The 14,222-nt window shown below is 60.5% G+C and carries 17 protein-coding genes, 1 pseudogene and 1 other annotated feature; of the genes and pseudogenes, 11 read left to right on the top strand and 7 right to left on the bottom strand.

Features of this window, described 5'->3' with window-relative positions:
* Positions 1–353: 353 nt before the first annotated feature.
* Entirely contained in the window at positions 354–650 is a 297-nt protein-coding gene (locus IHE39_RS24540) for a hypothetical protein (RefSeq protein ID WP_184774045.1), read from the bottom strand.
* A 199-nt stretch (positions 651–849) separates the two neighbouring features.
* On the opposite strand from IHE39_RS24540, the gene IHE39_RS24535 reads away from it, so the two are divergent.
* A complete protein-coding gene (locus IHE39_RS24535; RefSeq protein WP_192568293.1) occupies positions 850–1,812 on the top strand; it encodes a DMT family transporter in 963 nt (320 codons plus the stop codon).
* Here the strand turns inward: IHE39_RS24535 and IHE39_RS24530 are convergent.
* On the bottom strand, positions 1,772–2,623 hold the full coding sequence (locus tag IHE39_RS24530) for a YihY/virulence factor BrkB family protein (RefSeq protein WP_184774041.1): 852 nt from the start codon (positions 2,621–2,623) through the stop codon (positions 1,772–1,774). The two genes, IHE39_RS24535 and IHE39_RS24530, sit on opposite strands and share 41 nt — an antisense overlap.
* A gap of 148 nt (positions 2,624–2,771) precedes the next feature.
* Between IHE39_RS24530 and IHE39_RS24525 the strand changes: the two genes are divergently transcribed.
* The 7 genes from IHE39_RS24525 to IHE39_RS24495 all read left to right on the top strand — a co-directional run bounded on the left by IHE39_RS24525 (position 2,772) and on the right by IHE39_RS24495 (position 8,394).
* On the top strand, positions 2,772–3,614 hold the full coding sequence (locus IHE39_RS24525) for an SDR family oxidoreductase (RefSeq protein WP_343070126.1): 843 nt from the start codon (positions 2,772–2,774) through the stop codon (positions 3,612–3,614).
* Between the two features lie 27 nt (positions 3,615–3,641).
* Positions 3,642–3,836 carry a twin transmembrane helix small protein gene (locus IHE39_RS24520; RefSeq protein WP_184774039.1) on the top strand — a complete coding sequence of 65 codons (195 nt, stop codon included), beginning with the start codon at positions 3,642–3,644 and terminating at the stop codon, positions 3,834–3,836.
* 6 nt (positions 3,837–3,842) lie between these two features.
* Positions 3,843–4,424 (top strand): cob(I)yrinic acid a,c-diamide adenosyltransferase, encoded by a 582-nt coding sequence (locus IHE39_RS24515; protein WP_192568292.1) that lies wholly within the window; start codon positions 3,843–3,845, stop codon positions 4,422–4,424.
* 88 nt (positions 4,425–4,512) lie between these two features.
* Positions 4,513–5,349, top strand: a complete 837-nt coding sequence (locus IHE39_RS24510) for a rhomboid family intramembrane serine protease (protein ID WP_192568291.1) — start codon at positions 4,513–4,515, stop codon at positions 5,347–5,349.
* Between the two features lie 222 nt (positions 5,350–5,571).
* Entirely contained in the window at positions 5,572–6,321 is a 750-nt protein-coding gene (locus IHE39_RS24505) for an electron transfer flavoprotein subunit beta/FixA family protein (protein WP_184774033.1), read from the top strand.
* 150 nt (positions 6,322–6,471) lie between these two features.
* Entirely contained in the window at positions 6,472–7,401 is a 930-nt protein-coding gene (locus IHE39_RS24500) for an electron transfer flavoprotein subunit alpha/FixB family protein (RefSeq protein WP_192568290.1), read from the top strand.
* A 111-nt stretch (positions 7,402–7,512) separates the two neighbouring features.
* Positions 7,513–8,394, top strand: coding sequence for a 3-hydroxybutyryl-CoA dehydrogenase (locus tag IHE39_RS24495; protein WP_184774029.1), 882 nt, complete (start codon positions 7,513–7,515; stop codon positions 8,392–8,394).
* Between the two features lie 240 nt (positions 8,395–8,634).
* Here IHE39_RS24495 and IHE39_RS24490 read toward each other — a convergent pair whose 3' ends face one another.
* The gene (locus tag IHE39_RS24490) at positions 8,635–10,122 is read right to left on the bottom strand and encodes a SulP family inorganic anion transporter (RefSeq protein ID WP_192568289.1); all 1,488 of its coding nucleotides are present in this window, start codon (positions 10,120–10,122) and stop codon (positions 8,635–8,637) included.
* A gap of 109 nt (positions 10,123–10,231) precedes the next feature.
* Positions 10,232–10,287, bottom strand: a sequence feature (sul1 is cis-regulatory element that is thought to sense ions involved in sulfur or methionine metabolism; They are found in Alphaproteobacteria).
* Between the two features lie 251 nt (positions 10,288–10,538).
* Positions 10,539–10,673 (bottom strand): hypothetical protein, encoded by a 135-nt coding sequence (locus IHE39_RS31005; protein WP_281399402.1) that lies wholly within the window; start codon positions 10,671–10,673, stop codon positions 10,539–10,541.
* Positions 10,674–10,786: 113 nt separating this feature from the next.
* Between IHE39_RS31005 and IHE39_RS24485 the strand changes: the two genes are divergently transcribed.
* The 3 genes from IHE39_RS24485 to IHE39_RS24475 are packed head-to-tail and all read left to right on the top strand — an operon-like array spanning position 10,787 to position 11,593.
* Positions 10,787–11,110, top strand: a complete 324-nt coding sequence (locus tag IHE39_RS24485; RefSeq protein ID WP_192568288.1) for a hypothetical protein — start codon at positions 10,787–10,789, stop codon at positions 11,108–11,110.
* Positions 11,110–11,427: a hypothetical protein gene (locus tag IHE39_RS24480; protein WP_192568287.1), complete on the top strand. Its 318-nt coding sequence runs from the start codon at positions 11,110–11,112 to the stop codon at positions 11,425–11,427. The genes IHE39_RS24485 and IHE39_RS24480 overlap by 1 nt, the downstream gene beginning before the upstream one ends.
* On the top strand, positions 11,402–11,593 hold the full coding sequence (locus IHE39_RS24475) for a hypothetical protein (RefSeq protein WP_192568286.1): 192 nt from the start codon (positions 11,402–11,404) through the stop codon (positions 11,591–11,593). Before IHE39_RS24480 ends, IHE39_RS24475 begins: the two co-directional genes overlap by 26 nt.
* Here the strand turns inward: IHE39_RS24475 and IHE39_RS24470 are convergent.
* The 3 genes and pseudogenes from IHE39_RS24470 to IHE39_RS24460 all read right to left on the bottom strand — a co-directional run bounded on the left by IHE39_RS24470 (position 11,553) and on the right by IHE39_RS24460 (position 14,156).
* Positions 11,553–12,293, bottom strand: a pseudogene (locus IHE39_RS24470) (IS1 family transposase). The gene IHE39_RS24475 and the pseudogene IHE39_RS24470 sit on opposite strands and share 41 nt — an antisense overlap.
* Positions 12,294–12,323: 30 nt before the next feature.
* Positions 12,324–13,472, bottom strand: coding sequence for an XRE family transcriptional regulator (locus IHE39_RS24465; RefSeq protein ID WP_192568285.1), 1,149 nt, complete (start codon positions 13,470–13,472; stop codon positions 12,324–12,326).
* Positions 13,473–13,484: 12 nt separating this feature from the next.
* Positions 13,485–14,156, bottom strand: a complete 672-nt coding sequence (locus tag IHE39_RS24460) for a hypothetical protein (protein ID WP_192568284.1) — start codon at positions 14,154–14,156, stop codon at positions 13,485–13,487.
* Positions 14,157–14,222: the final 66 nt, after the last annotated feature.

The raw sequence follows: 14,222 nt of genomic DNA, 5'->3' as shown, positions 1-14,222 counted from the left end.
GGCTATCGCCCAACGCTCCGGATCAAAGAAATGCGCTATCATCGCTGTCGCGCGAAAGCTCATCACCATCCTCAACGCCATGATCCGCGACCAAAAACACTTCGCTTGAACACAGTTGCCATGCCGTTACCGGCGGCGACAAGGCGCTGTCTTCACGGACGCCTCGCCGCGTTGCGGCAGACCGATGAGACGACAGTCAAAGCGATGCCGGGATTTAGTTTGGGCTGCCCTCGATACGACGTCAGCATGGCGCCCGCGCCGGCTGGGGCTCGGCCCGGACGGGCGCAAGCTGTAGCCAGCGCGGCACCGGCCACGCGCCGCGAGGCCGGTGCAACGCCTGAGACGGTGAAGGCCTAAGGCTGCAGCAGCCGGGCGATCGCCGCCTTGATCAGCGCAAGCACCGAGATGAAGGCAAAGGCGCCGCCAAGCCCCCAGGCGGTCGCCAGCTGCAGGTCGCGCAAGGTGATGCCGTAGCTGTTGGCAACGATCAACGCGCCGAAGAAGCCTGTGGTGAACAGCAGCATGTTGCCGGTCGGACCGAAGCCGTCGTCCTTCATGATGGCGTCGAGTGCAGCGCCAAAAAAGAAGGCCATGACGGCGACGAAGGCGACTGCCATCATCAACCAGCCCGGATCGAGATTCCACAACATGCGCGGTCCTTTCAAAGGCCGTCTGTGCAGTTCTCCCAGGCCCCCTCCCAGGCAAGCGTCGTTCCGATCAGCTCGTCAGATCAGGTTCGATGATTCTATGGATCAATCGTTTCATTTTGCTTGTCCTAATGTTCGGCATTAGAGCGAACCGGGTAAGATTCCTTCCTCCTCCTTCCGGCCCGGCCGCGCGGAGCATCCCATGACGTCGTCTCCCAAGCGCCTGATCCCCGCCACCTTTGTGCTGCTTTGGGCAACCGGCTTCATCGGCGCGCGCTATGCCATGCCCTGGGCCGAACCGTTCACCTTCCTCGCCGTGCGCTTCGTGCTCGCCTTCCTGCTCCTGGGTGCTTTGATGCTGGCGCTCGGCTCGGCCAGGCTTTCGCGTCGCGCCGCCCTTCATGCCGTGCTGATCGGCATGCTGCTGCACGGGGTCTATCTCGGCGGCGTGTTCTGGGCGATCCACCAGGGATTGCCGGCCGGCCTGTCGGCGCTCATCGCCGGGCTGCAGCCGCTGGTCACCGCCGTTTTGGCCGGCAAGCTTCTGGGCGAAGAGATCAAGCCCAGGCACTGGGTCGGCCTCGCCATCGGTTTTGTCGGCGTGGTCATCGTCTTGTCGCCCAAGCTCGGCGCGCTCGGCGGCGGCGTGACCTGGCAGACGCTGACGGCATCCGTCATCGCCATGGCCGGCATCAGCGCCGGCACCATCTGGCAAAAGCGCGTCGGCGCCACAGGCGACCTGGTATCAGGCACGTTCTGGCAATATGTCGGCGCCGCTGTCGTGATGGCGGTCGCCTCGGTGATCTTCGAAACGCAGGCGATGACGGTCAATGGCGAGCTGGTCTTCGCCATGGCCTGGCTGGTCTTCGTGCTGTCGATCGGCGCGATCTTCCTGTTGCTGGTGATGATCCGCGACGGCGCGATGTCGAAGGTCGCCTCGCTGTTTTACCTCGTGCCGGCGGTAACCGCTCTCATCGCCTGGGCGCTGTTTGGCGAGCAGCTGTCGGCGATCCAGCTTGTCGGCATGGCGATCGCCACGCTCGGCGTCGGCCTGGCCACGGCTCAGCCGGGCCGGGCCACGGCGCAGCCGGGCCGGGCCACGGCTCAGCCGGGCCGGCCACAACTCAGCTCGGAACCCGGGCGCGGGCCTCGAGATAGCGGCTGATCGCGGCGTTGAGCTCGCCGCCAAGGATGAAGATCGCCGAGACGATGTAGAGAAACACCACCGCGATCATGATCGAGGCGAGGCCGGCATAGGTGGTGACGTAGGACGAGAACGTGTCGAGATAGGCGGCGAAGATCGTCGACCCCAGCACCCAGGCGATGAGGGTGAAGACGATGCCGGGGATGATGCTGAACAAGCGGCGCCGACCCGCCGGCAGCCACATATGCACGGCAAACAGGCCAAACACGATGACGCCTGAGGCGATGGTGAAGCGCCACACGGTGATGGTGCCCATATAGGGCTGGATCCATTCGAACCTGGCTTCGAGGAGGCGCGCGATGATCGGCGCGAACACCAAAAGCACCGAGATGGCAACGAAGCTGATCGTGGCGATGAAAACGAAAATCAGGCTCTGCGTGCGCCGGAACCAGATGGTGCGGGTCTCGGTGATGCGGTAGGCGCGGTTGAGCGAGGTGCGCAGCGCCTCGACCCCGTTGGAGGCGAAATAGGCGGCGAGCACCACACCATAGGTCAAAAGGTCGGTGCGCGGCACCGTCAGCACGTTGACCACCTCGCGCGCGATCGGGGCGGCGATCTGGTCGGGCCAGGTGTCGAAGACCAGATGCACGGCGGTTTCAGCAAAAGCGTCGGCGCCGAGGAAGCTGGCAAGCGTGGTGGCAAAGATCAGGAACGGAAACAGCGCCATCAGCGCCGAAATCGCCAGATGACTGGCCATCGCCCAACCGTCGTCGTCATGGAAATGGCCGGCTGCGTCAAAGAGCACGCGCCTTGTGGCGACGATCCTGCGCATCAGCTCCAGTTTACCACTCCGTCCGATTGTTTCTGAGGCGCGAATATGGGAAGGCTTTGCCCCAGTTGGCAAGTAGCGCATCGGCTCCAAAATCGGCAAGACCTTCGGCAACAACGATGCGAAGATTCGACAAAGTGGCGGCAACGAGGTGAACCCGATCAACGAGTTACGCACTGTCATCGTGACCGGCGCGTCGTCGGGCATCGGCGCTTTTTGCGCCCGCGCGCTGCATGCCGAAGGCTGGCGCGTCTTCGCCACCGCCCGCAAACCGGACGATCTGGCAGCCCTTGAAGCCGACGGGCTCGAAGCGCTTTATCTCGATTATGCCGAGCCGCACTCGATCGAAACGCTTGTCAAAACCGTGCTCGAACGCACCGGCGGCCGGCTCGACGCGCTGTTCAACAATGGCGCGCACGCCCAGCCCGGTGCCGTCGAGGACCTGCCGATGGCAGCATTGCGCGACCAGTTCGAGGCCAATTTTTTCGGCTGGCACGACCTGACGCGGCGCCTCGTGCCGGTGATGCGCGCCCAGGGCCACGGCCGCATCGTCAACTGCTCGTCGATCCTCGGGCTGACACCAGTGCCGTTCCGCGGTGCTTATGCCGCCTCCAAGCATGCGCTCGAAGGCCTGATGCTGTGCATGCGCCAGGAGCTGTCAGGCAGCGGCATCCATGTCGCGATGATCGAGCCCGGTCCGGTGACCTCGAAGATCGCCAGCAACGGGCTGACCTGGTTCCTGCGCTACATCGACCACGACAACTCGCCGCATCATGAGGCCTATCGCGCCCAGCTCGAAAGGCTGTCGGGCGGCGGTTCGAAATCGCGGCTGAAGCTTGGGCCGGAAGCGGTGCATGCGGTATTGCGACACGCCCTGCTGTCGCCGCGCCCGCGACCGCATTATGTTGTCACCACACCCGCAAGAATCGGCGTCATGCTCAAGCGGATATTGCCCGCAGCCCTGCTCTATAAAATACTGGCCCGCCAGGCCTGAGCGGCCGTCGACTGAACTGGAATCAACATGGCTACCGTCTTCAACATCCTCGCCGTCGTCTTCATGTTCGCCGTGGTCGTCGTTTTGATCCGCGGCCTGGTCAATCTGTTGCGCGGCGGCTCGGGCAACACCTCCAACAAGCTGATGCAGGCGCGTGTGCTGTTGCAGGCGGTGGCGCTGGTGTTCATCTTGCTGACGCTTTATTTCACCCGCGGCGGCTGAGCAAAGATGGTCAAGCTCAACAAGATCTACACCCGCACCGGCGACGACGGCACCACCGGCCTCGGCTCGGGCGAAAGGCGGCTGAAATCGGATCTGCGCGTCGAGGCCTATGGTGGTGTCGACGAGGCCAATGCCTGCATCGGTCTGGCGCGGGTGCATACGGCATCGCAACATCCCGACATCGACGCGATGCTTTTCCGCATCCAAAACGACATGTTCGACCTCGGTGCCGATCTGTCGACGCCCGACACCGGCAAGGATCTCGGCTACGAGCCATTGCGCATCATCGCCAGCCAGACCGCCCGCATCGAAGCCGACATCGACGCGCTCAACGCCGGTCTCGAGCCGCTGCGTTCCTTTGTGCTCAATGGCGGCTCACCGGCAGCGGCTGCCCTGCATCTTGCCCGCACCGTCGCCCGGCGCGCCGAGCGCGTCATGGTGGCGCTGGCGCAGGATCCGAACGAGCACGTCAACCCGGAGGGCATCCGCTACATCAACCGCGTCTCGGATCTGCTGTTCGTTGCCGCCCGCGTCGTCAATGACAACGGAAAAGCCGATGTGCTATGGGTTCCCGGCAAGAACCGTTGATTTGCAGATAGTCTGAATTGCGCGTCATTGCCGAAATCGCCTTCGATTTCGGGTCGATGCCATCGCTGGGGAGGCGGAAGCGAGCCGCATGTTCATTCCGCTCTACGATTCCAACCATCTGCGCCACATCAGGCTGCAATATGTCACCCTTGGCCTGATCGCCATCAACGTCGTCGTCTATCTCCTGACCTCGGTCGGCGGCGAGGAATTTGCCACCGCAGCCGTGCTCGGGCTCGGCTACATCCCTTCTGTCGTGCATGATCTGGCCGAGCTGTCGCCTGACCTGATCATCATTCCGGAGAAGTTCAGCTACGTCACCTATTCCTTCCTGCATGGCGACATCTTCCATCTCGGCGGCAACATGCTGTTTTTGTGGGTGTTCGGCGACAATGTCGAAGACGCGCTCGGCCATTTCCGCTTCCTGGTGTTCTACCTCCTGTGCGCCGCCGCCGGCGCCTTCCTGCACGGCTTCATCCTGCCGGATTCGCAGATGCCGCTGATCGGCGCCTCGGGCGCGATTGCCGGCATCGTCGCCGCCTATCTGATCCTTTACCCCCGGGTGAAGGTGTGGGTGCTGGCCTTCGCCCGTATCCCGCTGCGCATTCCGGCCTGGATCCCGCTGGTGCTGTGGGTCTGCTTCCAGTTCCTGATGATCGCCATCGGCGGCGACGACGAAGTCAGCTGGGCAGCCCATGTCGGCGGCATCGTTGCCGGCGCGCTGCTGGTGCTGGTGTTGCGCCGCAGCGAGGTGCCGCTGTTTGCCGATGCCGAAGAGGCGGTGCCAGGCGCCGGCAAGGCCGCAGCACCTGCCATGCCGGAGCCGGCGACAGCAGAGCCGCCGACCGCCCAGCCGACCACCCAGCCATCGGCCCAGACACCGGGCCAGACACCGGGCCAGCCGGGCACACGCTGGGGCCGGCAATAGCGGCCATGGGCACAGGCTTTTTTCAAACGATTTGAGCTTGAAGCAGATATTGACGCTAACGTTAGCCGCAACTACGGTCCCGCCGCTTGCGGCAGCCCTCCCGCCACCAAAAGCGCGAGATCAAGTCTGTTTTTCCGCCCAATATGTCGGCAATCGACAATTGGGTGGCCACAAGCGCTGCTATAGCGCGCACACTATCGCTGTTCAGAGAGGTACCAGCCCATGAAAGTTCTCGTCCCGGTCAAGCGGGTTGTCGATGCGAACGTGAAGGTGCGCGTGAAGTCGGACGGCTCGGGCGTCGAGCTCGCCAACGTCAAGATGGCGATGAATCCGTTCGACGAGATCGCGGTCGAAGAAGCGATCCGCCTCAAGGAAGCCGGCAAGGTCGAAGAGATCGTCGTCGTTTCGATCGGACCTGCCCAGGCCCAGGAAACCTTGCGCACAGCACTCGCCATGGGCGCCGACCGCGCCATCCTGGTCAAGACCGACGAGGCGGTCGAACCGCTCGGCGTCGCCAAGGTGCTGAAGGGCGTGGTCGAGGCTGAACAGCCCGGCCTGGTGCTGCTCGGCAAGCAGGCCATCGACGACGATTCCAACCAGACCGGCCAGATGCTGGCCGCCCTGCTCGGCTGGGCCCAGGGCACCTTCGCCTCGAAGATCGAACTCACTGGCGACAAGGCCAATGTGACGCGCGAAGTCGATGGCGGCCTGCAGACGGTGTCGCTGAAGATGCCGGCGATCGTCACTGTCGACCTGCGCCTCAACCAGCCGCGCTACGCCTCGCTGCCCAACATCATGAAGGCCAAGAAGAAGCCGCTCGACGAGAAGTCGGCTGCCGATTTCGGTGCCGATATCACCCCGCGCCTCAAGGTCTTGAAGACCGAGGAGCCGGGCGGCCGCAAGGCAGGCATCAAGGTCAAGACCGCGGCAGAGCTGGTCGACAAGCTCCGGAACGAAGCCGGCGTGCTCTGAGATTTGAGCTGAGGCCGGGCTGCAAATGGCGCCGTCCTGCGCTCACCGCGGCGACGTACGAAAGTACGCTCCGCTCCGGTTCTCGGACGTCACCATTTTCGCCACGGCCTGAGCTCAAATCAGGCAGCTGATGAATTAAGGGATAAAGAAATGGCAATTCTCCTCATCGCCGAACACGACAACGCTTCGCTCTCCGACCAGACCGCCAAGGCCCTGTCGGCAGCGCTCAAGATCGGCTCAGACATCGACGTGCTGGTTGCCGGCAAGGGCGCCAAGGCAGCCGCTGACGCCGCTTGCAAGCTCAAGGGCGTGCGCAAGGTCCTGCTCGCCGAAGCCGACGAGCTGACCGAGCGCCTGGCCGAGCCGATGGCGGCACTGGTCGTTGGCCTCGCCGCCAACTACGACACCATCGTTGCCGCGGCGACCTCGACCGGCAAGAACGTCGCCCCGCGCGTCGCAGCCCTGCTCGACGTCGCCCAGGTCTCTGAGATCGTCGAGGTCGTTTCGGCCGACACCTTCAAGCGTCCGATCTATGCCGGCAACGCCATCCAGACGGTGCAGGCACAAGGGCCCAAGAAGGTCATCACCGTGCGCACCGCCTCGTTCCAGGCAGCACCCGATGGCGGTTCGGCCGCTGTCGAGACCGTTGCCGCTGCCGCCAACCCCGGCCTGTCGAGCTTCGTCGAAAACAAGCTGTCGGCGAGCGACCGTCCGGAGCTGACCTCGGCCAAGATCATCATCTCGGGTGGCCGCGCACTCGGCTCTTCGGAGAAGTTCCAGGAAGTCATTTTGCCCGTCGCCGACAAGCTCGGTGCTGCCGTCGGCGCCAGCCGCGCTGCAGTCGACGCCGGCTACGCCCCGAACGATTGGCAGGTCGGCCAGACCGGCAAGGTGGTGGCGCCCGATCTCTACATCGCCTGCGGCATTTCGGGTGCGATCCAGCACCTCGCCGGCATGAAGGATTCCAAGGTCATCGTCGCCATCAACAAGGACGAGGAAGCGCCTATCTTCCAGGTTGCCGACTACGGCATCGTCGGCGACCTGTTCGTCATTCTGCCGGAACTCGAAAAGGCGCTTTGACGCCCAAACGCCTGCGGGATTAAAATATGATGGCCGGGGTAGACGAGTGCTACCCCGGCCATTTAGTTTGCATTGCACAAAACTAAAAAAGCCTGCGACGGGATAGGTGTGATGACGGGTAAGATCGAGACGATCGGCATTGTCGGCGCTGGCCAGATGGGCGGCGGAATTGCGCATGTCTCGGCGCTGGCCGGCTACTCCGTGCTGCTTTACGACGTGTCGCTGGACCGCATCGAAAAGGGCATCGCCACCATCAACGGCAACCTGGCGCGCCAGGTCGCTTCGGGCAAGCTCGAGGACCAGGCCCGCAAGGACGCCATGGCCCGCATCTCGTCGGCCCCTGCCATGGCCGACCTTGCCAGTGCCGACCTCGTCATCGAGGCGGCGACCGAAGACGAGACCATCAAGCGCAAGATCTATGCGCAGCTGTGTCCGCAGCTCAACCCGGAGGCGATCCTCGCCACCAACACCTCGTCGATCTCGATCACCAGGCTTGCCGCCCAGACCGATCGCCCCGAGCGTTTCATCGGCATCCACTTCATGAACCCGGTGCCGCTGATGAAGCTTGTCGAGCTGGTGCGCGGCATCGCCACCGAAGACAAGACCTTCGAGGCGTCCAAGGAATATGTCCGCAACCTCGACAAGACGGTGACGGTGTCGGAGGATTTCCCCGCCTTCATCGTCAACCGCATCCTGTTGCCGATGATCAACGAGGCGATCTACACGCTGTATGAAGGCGTCGGCACTGTCGAGGCCATCGATACCGCCATGAAGCTCGGCGCCAACCACCCGATGGGGCCGCTGCAGCTTGCCGACTTCATCGGCTTGGACACCTGCCTGTCGATCATGCAGGTGCTGCATGACGGCCTGTCGGACTCGAAGTACCGCCCCTGCCCGCTGCTGGTGAAATATGTCGAAGCCGGCTGGCTCGGCCGCAAGACCGGACGCGGCTTCTACGACTATCGCGGCGAGCACCCGGTTCCGACGCGCTGAGCCGCGTTCAGGCGGATGCGCCTTGTCTGCCGGTCGCCAGAAAAAACCTGGCTGCCGGCCAAAGGCACTGACCAGTGCCTTTTCAGCCTGGATGACATGCAGCCAGAGCAATTCCGGGAAAACTGCGCAGCGGTTTTCCCTCAGGAATTGCGCAAAAACAGGAAGCCTGAGCAATTCCGGGAAAACTGCGCAGCGGCTTTCCCAGGGAATTGCGCAAAAACAAAGAAAAGCGGAAATGCTCTAATGGCCACTCCCGGCTGCGAGGGTGGCCCCCTCCTTGTCATGTGTCGCCAGCTTTTCGACCATGGTGGCTGTCGCTTCGTTCATGCCAATGATTTCGACCGGGATGTCGTGGTGGCGGAATTTCAGCACCACCCTGTCCAGAGCGCTGATGCTGGTGATGTCCCAGAAGTGTGAGGCATGCAGATCAATGACAACACCCTTCAGATCCTCTTCGCGGAAGTCGAAAGCCGAATGAAAGGCCTCTGCCGTGGCAAAGAAGATTTGGCCGGTGACGTAGTAGGTACGAACGGCATTGGTGTCGTCGCGGGTTGAAGCGACCCCGAAGAATTGCGTCACCTTATGCGCGAAAAACAGACCGCTCAGGATCACGCCAAACAACACGCCCTTGGCCAGATCGTGGGTGGCAACCACGACGATCACCGTTCCGAGCATGACGAAGCTTGAGCTTTTCGGATGCGTCAGCAGTGCCTGGAGCGAGCGCCATTGGAATGTGTTGATCGACACCATGATCATGACAGCGACCAAGGCAGCCATCGGAATCTGAGCGACGTAGGGTCCGAGTACGACGATCAAGAACAGCAGGAATGCCCCGGCCCAAAGTGTCGATAGCCTGCCACGTCCGCCAGAAGACACATTGATGACGGATTGCCCGATCATGGCGCAACCGGCCATGCCGCCGAAGAAACCGGCCGTTATGTTGCCGAGACCTTGACCGGCGCACTCGCGGTTCTTGTCGGAGGTTGTATCTGTCATCTCGTCGATGATGGCCGCAGTCATCAGACTTTCCAACAATCCAACCATGGCCAGGGTGAGCGCATAGGGCAGGATGATCCGCAGCGTCTCGAGCGTGAACGGAACCTGCGGCAGCGCGAACCAGGGCAGCTCACTTGGCAACGCGCCCATGTCGCCGACGGTACGGATACCGAAGCCGAAATACATCGATACCGCCGTCAGCAAAACGATGGTCACGAGTGGCGAAGGCACGGCCTTGGTGAGGTAGGGGAAACCGTAGATGATCGCGAGACCAGCAGCGGTCATGAGATACACGTTTGGCCCCTGCCCCAGCAGCTCGGGCATCTGCGCCAGAAAAATCAGAATGGCGAGGGCATTCACGAAGCCGGTGACCACGGACCGGGAGACAAAGCGCATCAAGTTGCCGAGTTTGAGGACGCTTGCAATGAGCTGAAAAACGCCTGTCAAGATCGTTGCGGCGAAAAGGTAGCCGATACCATGCTCGCGTACGAGCGTGACCATGACCAAGGCCATGGCGCCCGTCGCGGCTGAGATCATCGCCGGGCGTCCACCGGCAAAGGCTGTAACAACGGCTATGCAGAAAGACGCATATAGGCCGACCTTGGGGTCGACGCCGGCGATAATCGAAAAGGCGATGGCCTCGGGAATAAGCGCGAGCGCCACAACGGTGCCGGACAGCAGTTCGCGTGTAACATTTGGAGCCCATTCGCTCCGAAGGTGAACCAGGGTCATGTGGAAGTAACTTTCATCGTCTCGCAGAAGCCTGGTTGAGGCATGCGAGGCTCGCAGCACGGAGAGCCGGCGTCTTCAGGGGAGCCGTATCCAGCGAGACCGTGAATTGAGTTGTCCGGCGGATCGGCGGCCGGAAGAGCCACCCGGGATTTCACCGGGTCCAGTTTAGTGGCCCTTCCTAGCCGCATTTCACGCTGCGTTGCAATAGCCTCTGACACCCAGACATGGAAACACAATGGGCTGCGAGCATGCGGTTTCGGGGGTCAAGAACATCTCGACACGCACGAACGAGAACGTGGAACGGGCGCCGGTGCCGACGCGCTGACAGCCGTCAGTTCACGTTTTCCGATGTGTCAGGCAAGGGTCCGATAGGTCGGGCTCTTTGTCTGCACGCCCGGTTGGAGGCGCCAAAACGCTCAGCCGAGCCGCCTCTGGATAAGCCCCTGGATGACCATCAGGATCGAGACGATCACCAGATAATAGATGAGTGCCGCGCAATACCATTCGACGAAGCGGAAGCTCGCGGCGATCGCGTCATTGACCACCGCCATGATCTCGCGCAGCGAGATGACATAGGCCAGCGGGTAGTGTCTCAGTTCGAATTTAGCAGTTGCGGATTCCCTCGAATAAGTTGACGCTACAGCATGTCGTTTGGGAGGGGGACATGCCAAGCGCGTTGCCGGTAATGGGTGAAGTCGCGGGCGCAGCCGCTGCTCTTGCTGGGTTCATCCTTGTCTTTCTTGGCGGGATTTTCGCCAGCTTCGATTCCTACGAAAGGACCGAGAAGAAGAGTGTCCTGCCACGCTTTCAAAGGCGCGCGTGGTTCGGCTTCGTTGGCTTCGTACTTGCTCTGGCATCAACCTTTTTGGCCCTTGTGGCAAAATGGCTCACAAATGAATGCACCGCCGCTGTCGCCTTGGTGTTATTGTTCATTGCCCTGATTTGGGTGCTGTACGCGACGCTCTCTGACGTTCGAGAGGTTAGCTGATGGCCCTGACTCTGGAGTCTGAGCAGCGCTTGGAAGAGGCTGGACTGATCGACTTCTACGATGAGCACGCGGCAGCGTGGCTCGACACCGCTAAGCAGACTAAGAAATTCGTCAAAGGGAACTTCCCCGCCGGGTCATTGATTAGGCGGGATGACGTAGCGAAGGCGCTTTATCCAATTGTCGAGGTCAATGAACTACTCAAAGACCAACTCAATGCGGACAAACTTCGTGGAAAATTTTGGATTCGCTACTTCGTGGATCTGATAATCGATCGAACCTGGGAGCAATTAGATGACGACGAACAAGCCGCTGAATAAATACGAAGAGTTCGTGTCGAACGTCCTTGCCCGGAATTTCAATCAAAAGATCGATGCTGAAAGCCTTCGCACGGCAGCAGAGAAGATGGCTGAGGCGGTTAAGTTGACTCAGCCAAAAGCGGCAGCTAACCGCGCTTCTGATACGGACCACGCTTACCGGGCTTAGGCGCTACCGCATCCATCATCCCGCATAGGTCGGCCATCGACCAAAGCGTCTGCGAAACGCCAGCGGCCATTGCCGGAGACATTTTCAGCGTCTTGTGGATGAGAATGAAATTGTACCAGACGGTGTACAGCGCGACCATGTGAACGTGGTTCTCAAATTTTTCCGAGAACGCATTCGTCAATCGCGTGAACCGGCGCATGTGCATGCGCATCGTAAGGTTCTGGCGCTCCACATACGACGTGCTGACGTGCGCCAGATCGGGCGATCCTTCGATCCGGTTCTCGACAGCGCCAGTGCAGACAGCGGGGCTGTAGCGACGTTCGGCGGTCGGCTTCTTGCCTTCCGGTTCGCCATACTGCTTCACCAGCATCGCGTAGTCGATATCCGCGCCGAACGTCTCCTCAACCGCGTTGAGATAGGCGCGATGCTCACCAGCGCCCTCAACCACGCTTTTCATGGCCGCAACGTTCTTCTGCTTGGCTGAGGTGAAGGACCAGATTTCATCGCACTGGACACGCTGGGACTTCACGTTGCGCACTTCACGGTCGTGCAGTTCGGCGCAGAACTTGCCCGCATCGACCAGCAGCTTCGAAACCGTATTGATCTACACATCGCAGATTCGGGAGATCGACCGCATGGACGATCCCTCACACAGCAGGGTGAGGATTTGGACGCGGGTTTTCAGGGGCCGCTTGTTCATGCCCCAAATATCTGAATTTTATGCTTAGTGTCACGCATATATGTTCGGTTTTAACCGTAGCTGAACGACGGTTTCACCGAAGAAGCCCTTTTCTGTCCCGCACAACATCTCAATATCCTGTGCATTCAAATTGAGGGCATCGACAATTTCCGCTTTGGTCCTCACCCCGTGCTTGATGAGCATATCTAAGGCTGCAACGAGGATCGAAGGTGCTTCCGTTTTGAATGCCGTATCAAGAGGCTCCCGTTTCCTCATGCCTTTTGCCGAAAGTTGCCGGTAGAGGTAGCTAACCTGCGTTGGGGAAAGTATCCCAAGCTCCTTGCAGCGGTATATCATCGCCGCTACCGATACCCGCCAGCGCTCTTTTAGCTTTAGGAAGTAGTGAACAGAAGTCGATACCACTTCACGAGAAAAAACCTCCCTCGGAAGCAAGAATGCGCCAGCGAAATAGTTCGCTTGGCGTTCGATCTTATTTATGTTTTCCGATGTAACGTCGACACCGTTGTGTAGCAAGATATGCCCAAGCTCGTGCGCTAGGTCGAAGTTGAACCTGGGCAATTCGTCCCTGTCAGCGCTGCATAGGATGAACGGACGTCCGCCTTGCCAACGGGAGACTGCATCCATGTCCTCGCAATCAACCGGCTCTTTTATGATGATGACGCCATTGGCCTCCAGTACCTTGGATAGATGGAAAACCGGCCCGCGTCCCAATTGCCAATGGTCGCGAACGGCCCCGGCAATACGCTCCAGAGCGTGTTCGTCTCCAGTTTCCCAGTCCCAATCAAAGACTGGCAGATTAACCTTTGGCAGTTCGATAAAGCCTTCGATGTAACTAATAATATCCCACGCCCATTCGAGGCGACGAGCAATCCTCAACCGATCAGGCTTGTTCATCCGCTTAAGGCCTCGCCAGAATGGCGAGCCAAAACTTCCAACATCGCGTGGCCTGTTTGTCGTGAAGAAGGATGGAGGCTGCCCGGTGGCCGCAATGATCTTCGACAGCGCCTCGGCAGAAGGCGCTATCTGACCAGTCTCGTATTGACCGACCGCCTGTCGCGTGACGCCGAGCATTTCAGCGAAGCTTTCAACTGTGTAGCCTCGGGCTTCACGGGCTTCGCGAATCCTCTCGGGCACAACACGCGGCGGCGTCGCCGGAGTCGTGCGAAAAATGTTCGACATAATATCTGCCTGCTATTTCTGCTTCTTCTTGTCAGACTTGGTGTCCATGAAGCGCTCGACAACATCGAGCTTGAACTTCATCGCCGTCGTCGGGTCAGGAGGTGGTGGCACATGCGGTTCTACACTCAACGTACCAGCGTTCCGCATGATGTTGATGCGGCCGAGAAACACCTTCCTATTCGCCTCAGGCATGCACCAACAAACATGCGTAAGGCCACCGGTCAGGTCTGCGTTGAAGGACAGCCACGCATAGTATTTGTCGGGCGCTATCTCATGGAAGGGGACGACCTTGCCGTCATTGAAAAGATCAAGTTGGTTGCTGAGGCTCTTGTCCTGGCGGATCGGGGCGTCCTGCGGAAAGGCCCCCTCCGTGTCTGTCCGAACGATGTGCGCTTCGAAGTCGGCAGCCGCGATGTTCAGAAGGTGCGAGCTCCCCGTTGTGTTGGGTACTTCCATCGCTTCGAATGGAAGGCTGCCGTTCAAGCAATCCTGGCGAAATTGCCACATCGCCGCTACGCGGCGAAACAGGCCTCTATGATCGTTGCCTATTGAGGTCGTAAGCCACGGTGTGTTGCGCCGCATGTCATCTGCAAGGGATACGCCAGTCGCAAGGGCGCGGACAACCGCGACATCTGTGCTCGCAGGGAAAGCGCCCCGCAATTGATCTTCAAACTCAGCCGACATCCGAAAATCCTTGTCATCGTGAGATGCAAGTCTATTACCAGATTCGGCAAGTCGCGCAAAGTGAAT

This window comes from Aminobacter carboxidus, assembly GCF_014863355.1.
GTDB classification, from domain to species: Bacteria; Pseudomonadota; Alphaproteobacteria; order Rhizobiales; family Rhizobiaceae; genus Aminobacter; species Aminobacter carboxidus.
Note: the sequence above shows the minus strand (reverse complement) of the source record. Positions and strands in the feature narration are given on the sequence as shown.

What these genes read in the sequence shown, in the direction of transcription:
- IHE39_RS24540 (WP_184774045.1), bottom strand. Translation starts at nt 650, where the DNA reads ATGTTGTGGAATCTCGATCCGGGCTGGTTGATGATGGCAGTCGCCTTC.
- IHE39_RS24535 (WP_192568293.1), top strand. Translation starts at nt 850, where the DNA reads ATGACGTCGTCTCCCAAGCGCCTGATCCCCGCCACCTTTGTGCTGCTT.
- IHE39_RS24530 (WP_184774041.1), bottom strand. Translation starts at nt 2,623, where the DNA reads ATGCGCAGGATCGTCGCCACAAGGCGCGTGCTCTTTGACGCAGCCGGC.
- IHE39_RS24520 (WP_184774039.1), top strand. Translation starts at nt 3,642, where the DNA reads ATGGCTACCGTCTTCAACATCCTCGCCGTCGTCTTCATGTTCGCCGTG.
- IHE39_RS24515 (WP_192568292.1), top strand. Translation starts at nt 3,843, where the DNA reads ATGGTCAAGCTCAACAAGATCTACACCCGCACCGGCGACGACGGCACC.
- IHE39_RS24510 (WP_192568291.1), top strand. Translation starts at nt 4,513, where the DNA reads ATGTTCATTCCGCTCTACGATTCCAACCATCTGCGCCACATCAGGCTG.
- IHE39_RS24505 (WP_184774033.1), top strand. Translation starts at nt 5,572, where the DNA reads ATGAAAGTTCTCGTCCCGGTCAAGCGGGTTGTCGATGCGAACGTGAAG.
- IHE39_RS24500 (WP_192568290.1), top strand. Translation starts at nt 6,472, where the DNA reads ATGGCAATTCTCCTCATCGCCGAACACGACAACGCTTCGCTCTCCGAC.
- IHE39_RS24495 (WP_184774029.1), top strand. Translation starts at nt 7,513, where the DNA reads ATGACGGGTAAGATCGAGACGATCGGCATTGTCGGCGCTGGCCAGATG.
- IHE39_RS24490 (WP_192568289.1), bottom strand. Translation starts at nt 10,122, where the DNA reads ATGACCCTGGTTCACCTTCGGAGCGAATGGGCTCCAAATGTTACACGC.
- IHE39_RS31005 (WP_281399402.1), bottom strand. Translation starts at nt 10,673, where the DNA reads ATGGCGGTGGTCAATGACGCGATCGCCGCGAGCTTCCGCTTCGTCGAA.
- IHE39_RS24485 (WP_192568288.1), top strand. Translation starts at nt 10,787, where the DNA reads ATGCCAAGCGCGTTGCCGGTAATGGGTGAAGTCGCGGGCGCAGCCGCT.
- IHE39_RS24480 (WP_192568287.1), top strand. Translation starts at nt 11,110, where the DNA reads ATGGCCCTGACTCTGGAGTCTGAGCAGCGCTTGGAAGAGGCTGGACTG.
- IHE39_RS24475 (WP_192568286.1), top strand. Translation starts at nt 11,402, where the DNA reads ATGACGACGAACAAGCCGCTGAATAAATACGAAGAGTTCGTGTCGAAC.
- IHE39_RS24465 (WP_192568285.1), bottom strand. Translation starts at nt 13,472, where the DNA reads ATGTCGAACATTTTTCGCACGACTCCGGCGACGCCGCCGCGTGTTGTG.
- IHE39_RS24460 (WP_192568284.1), bottom strand. Translation starts at nt 14,156, where the DNA reads ATGTCGGCTGAGTTTGAAGATCAATTGCGGGGCGCTTTCCCTGCGAGC.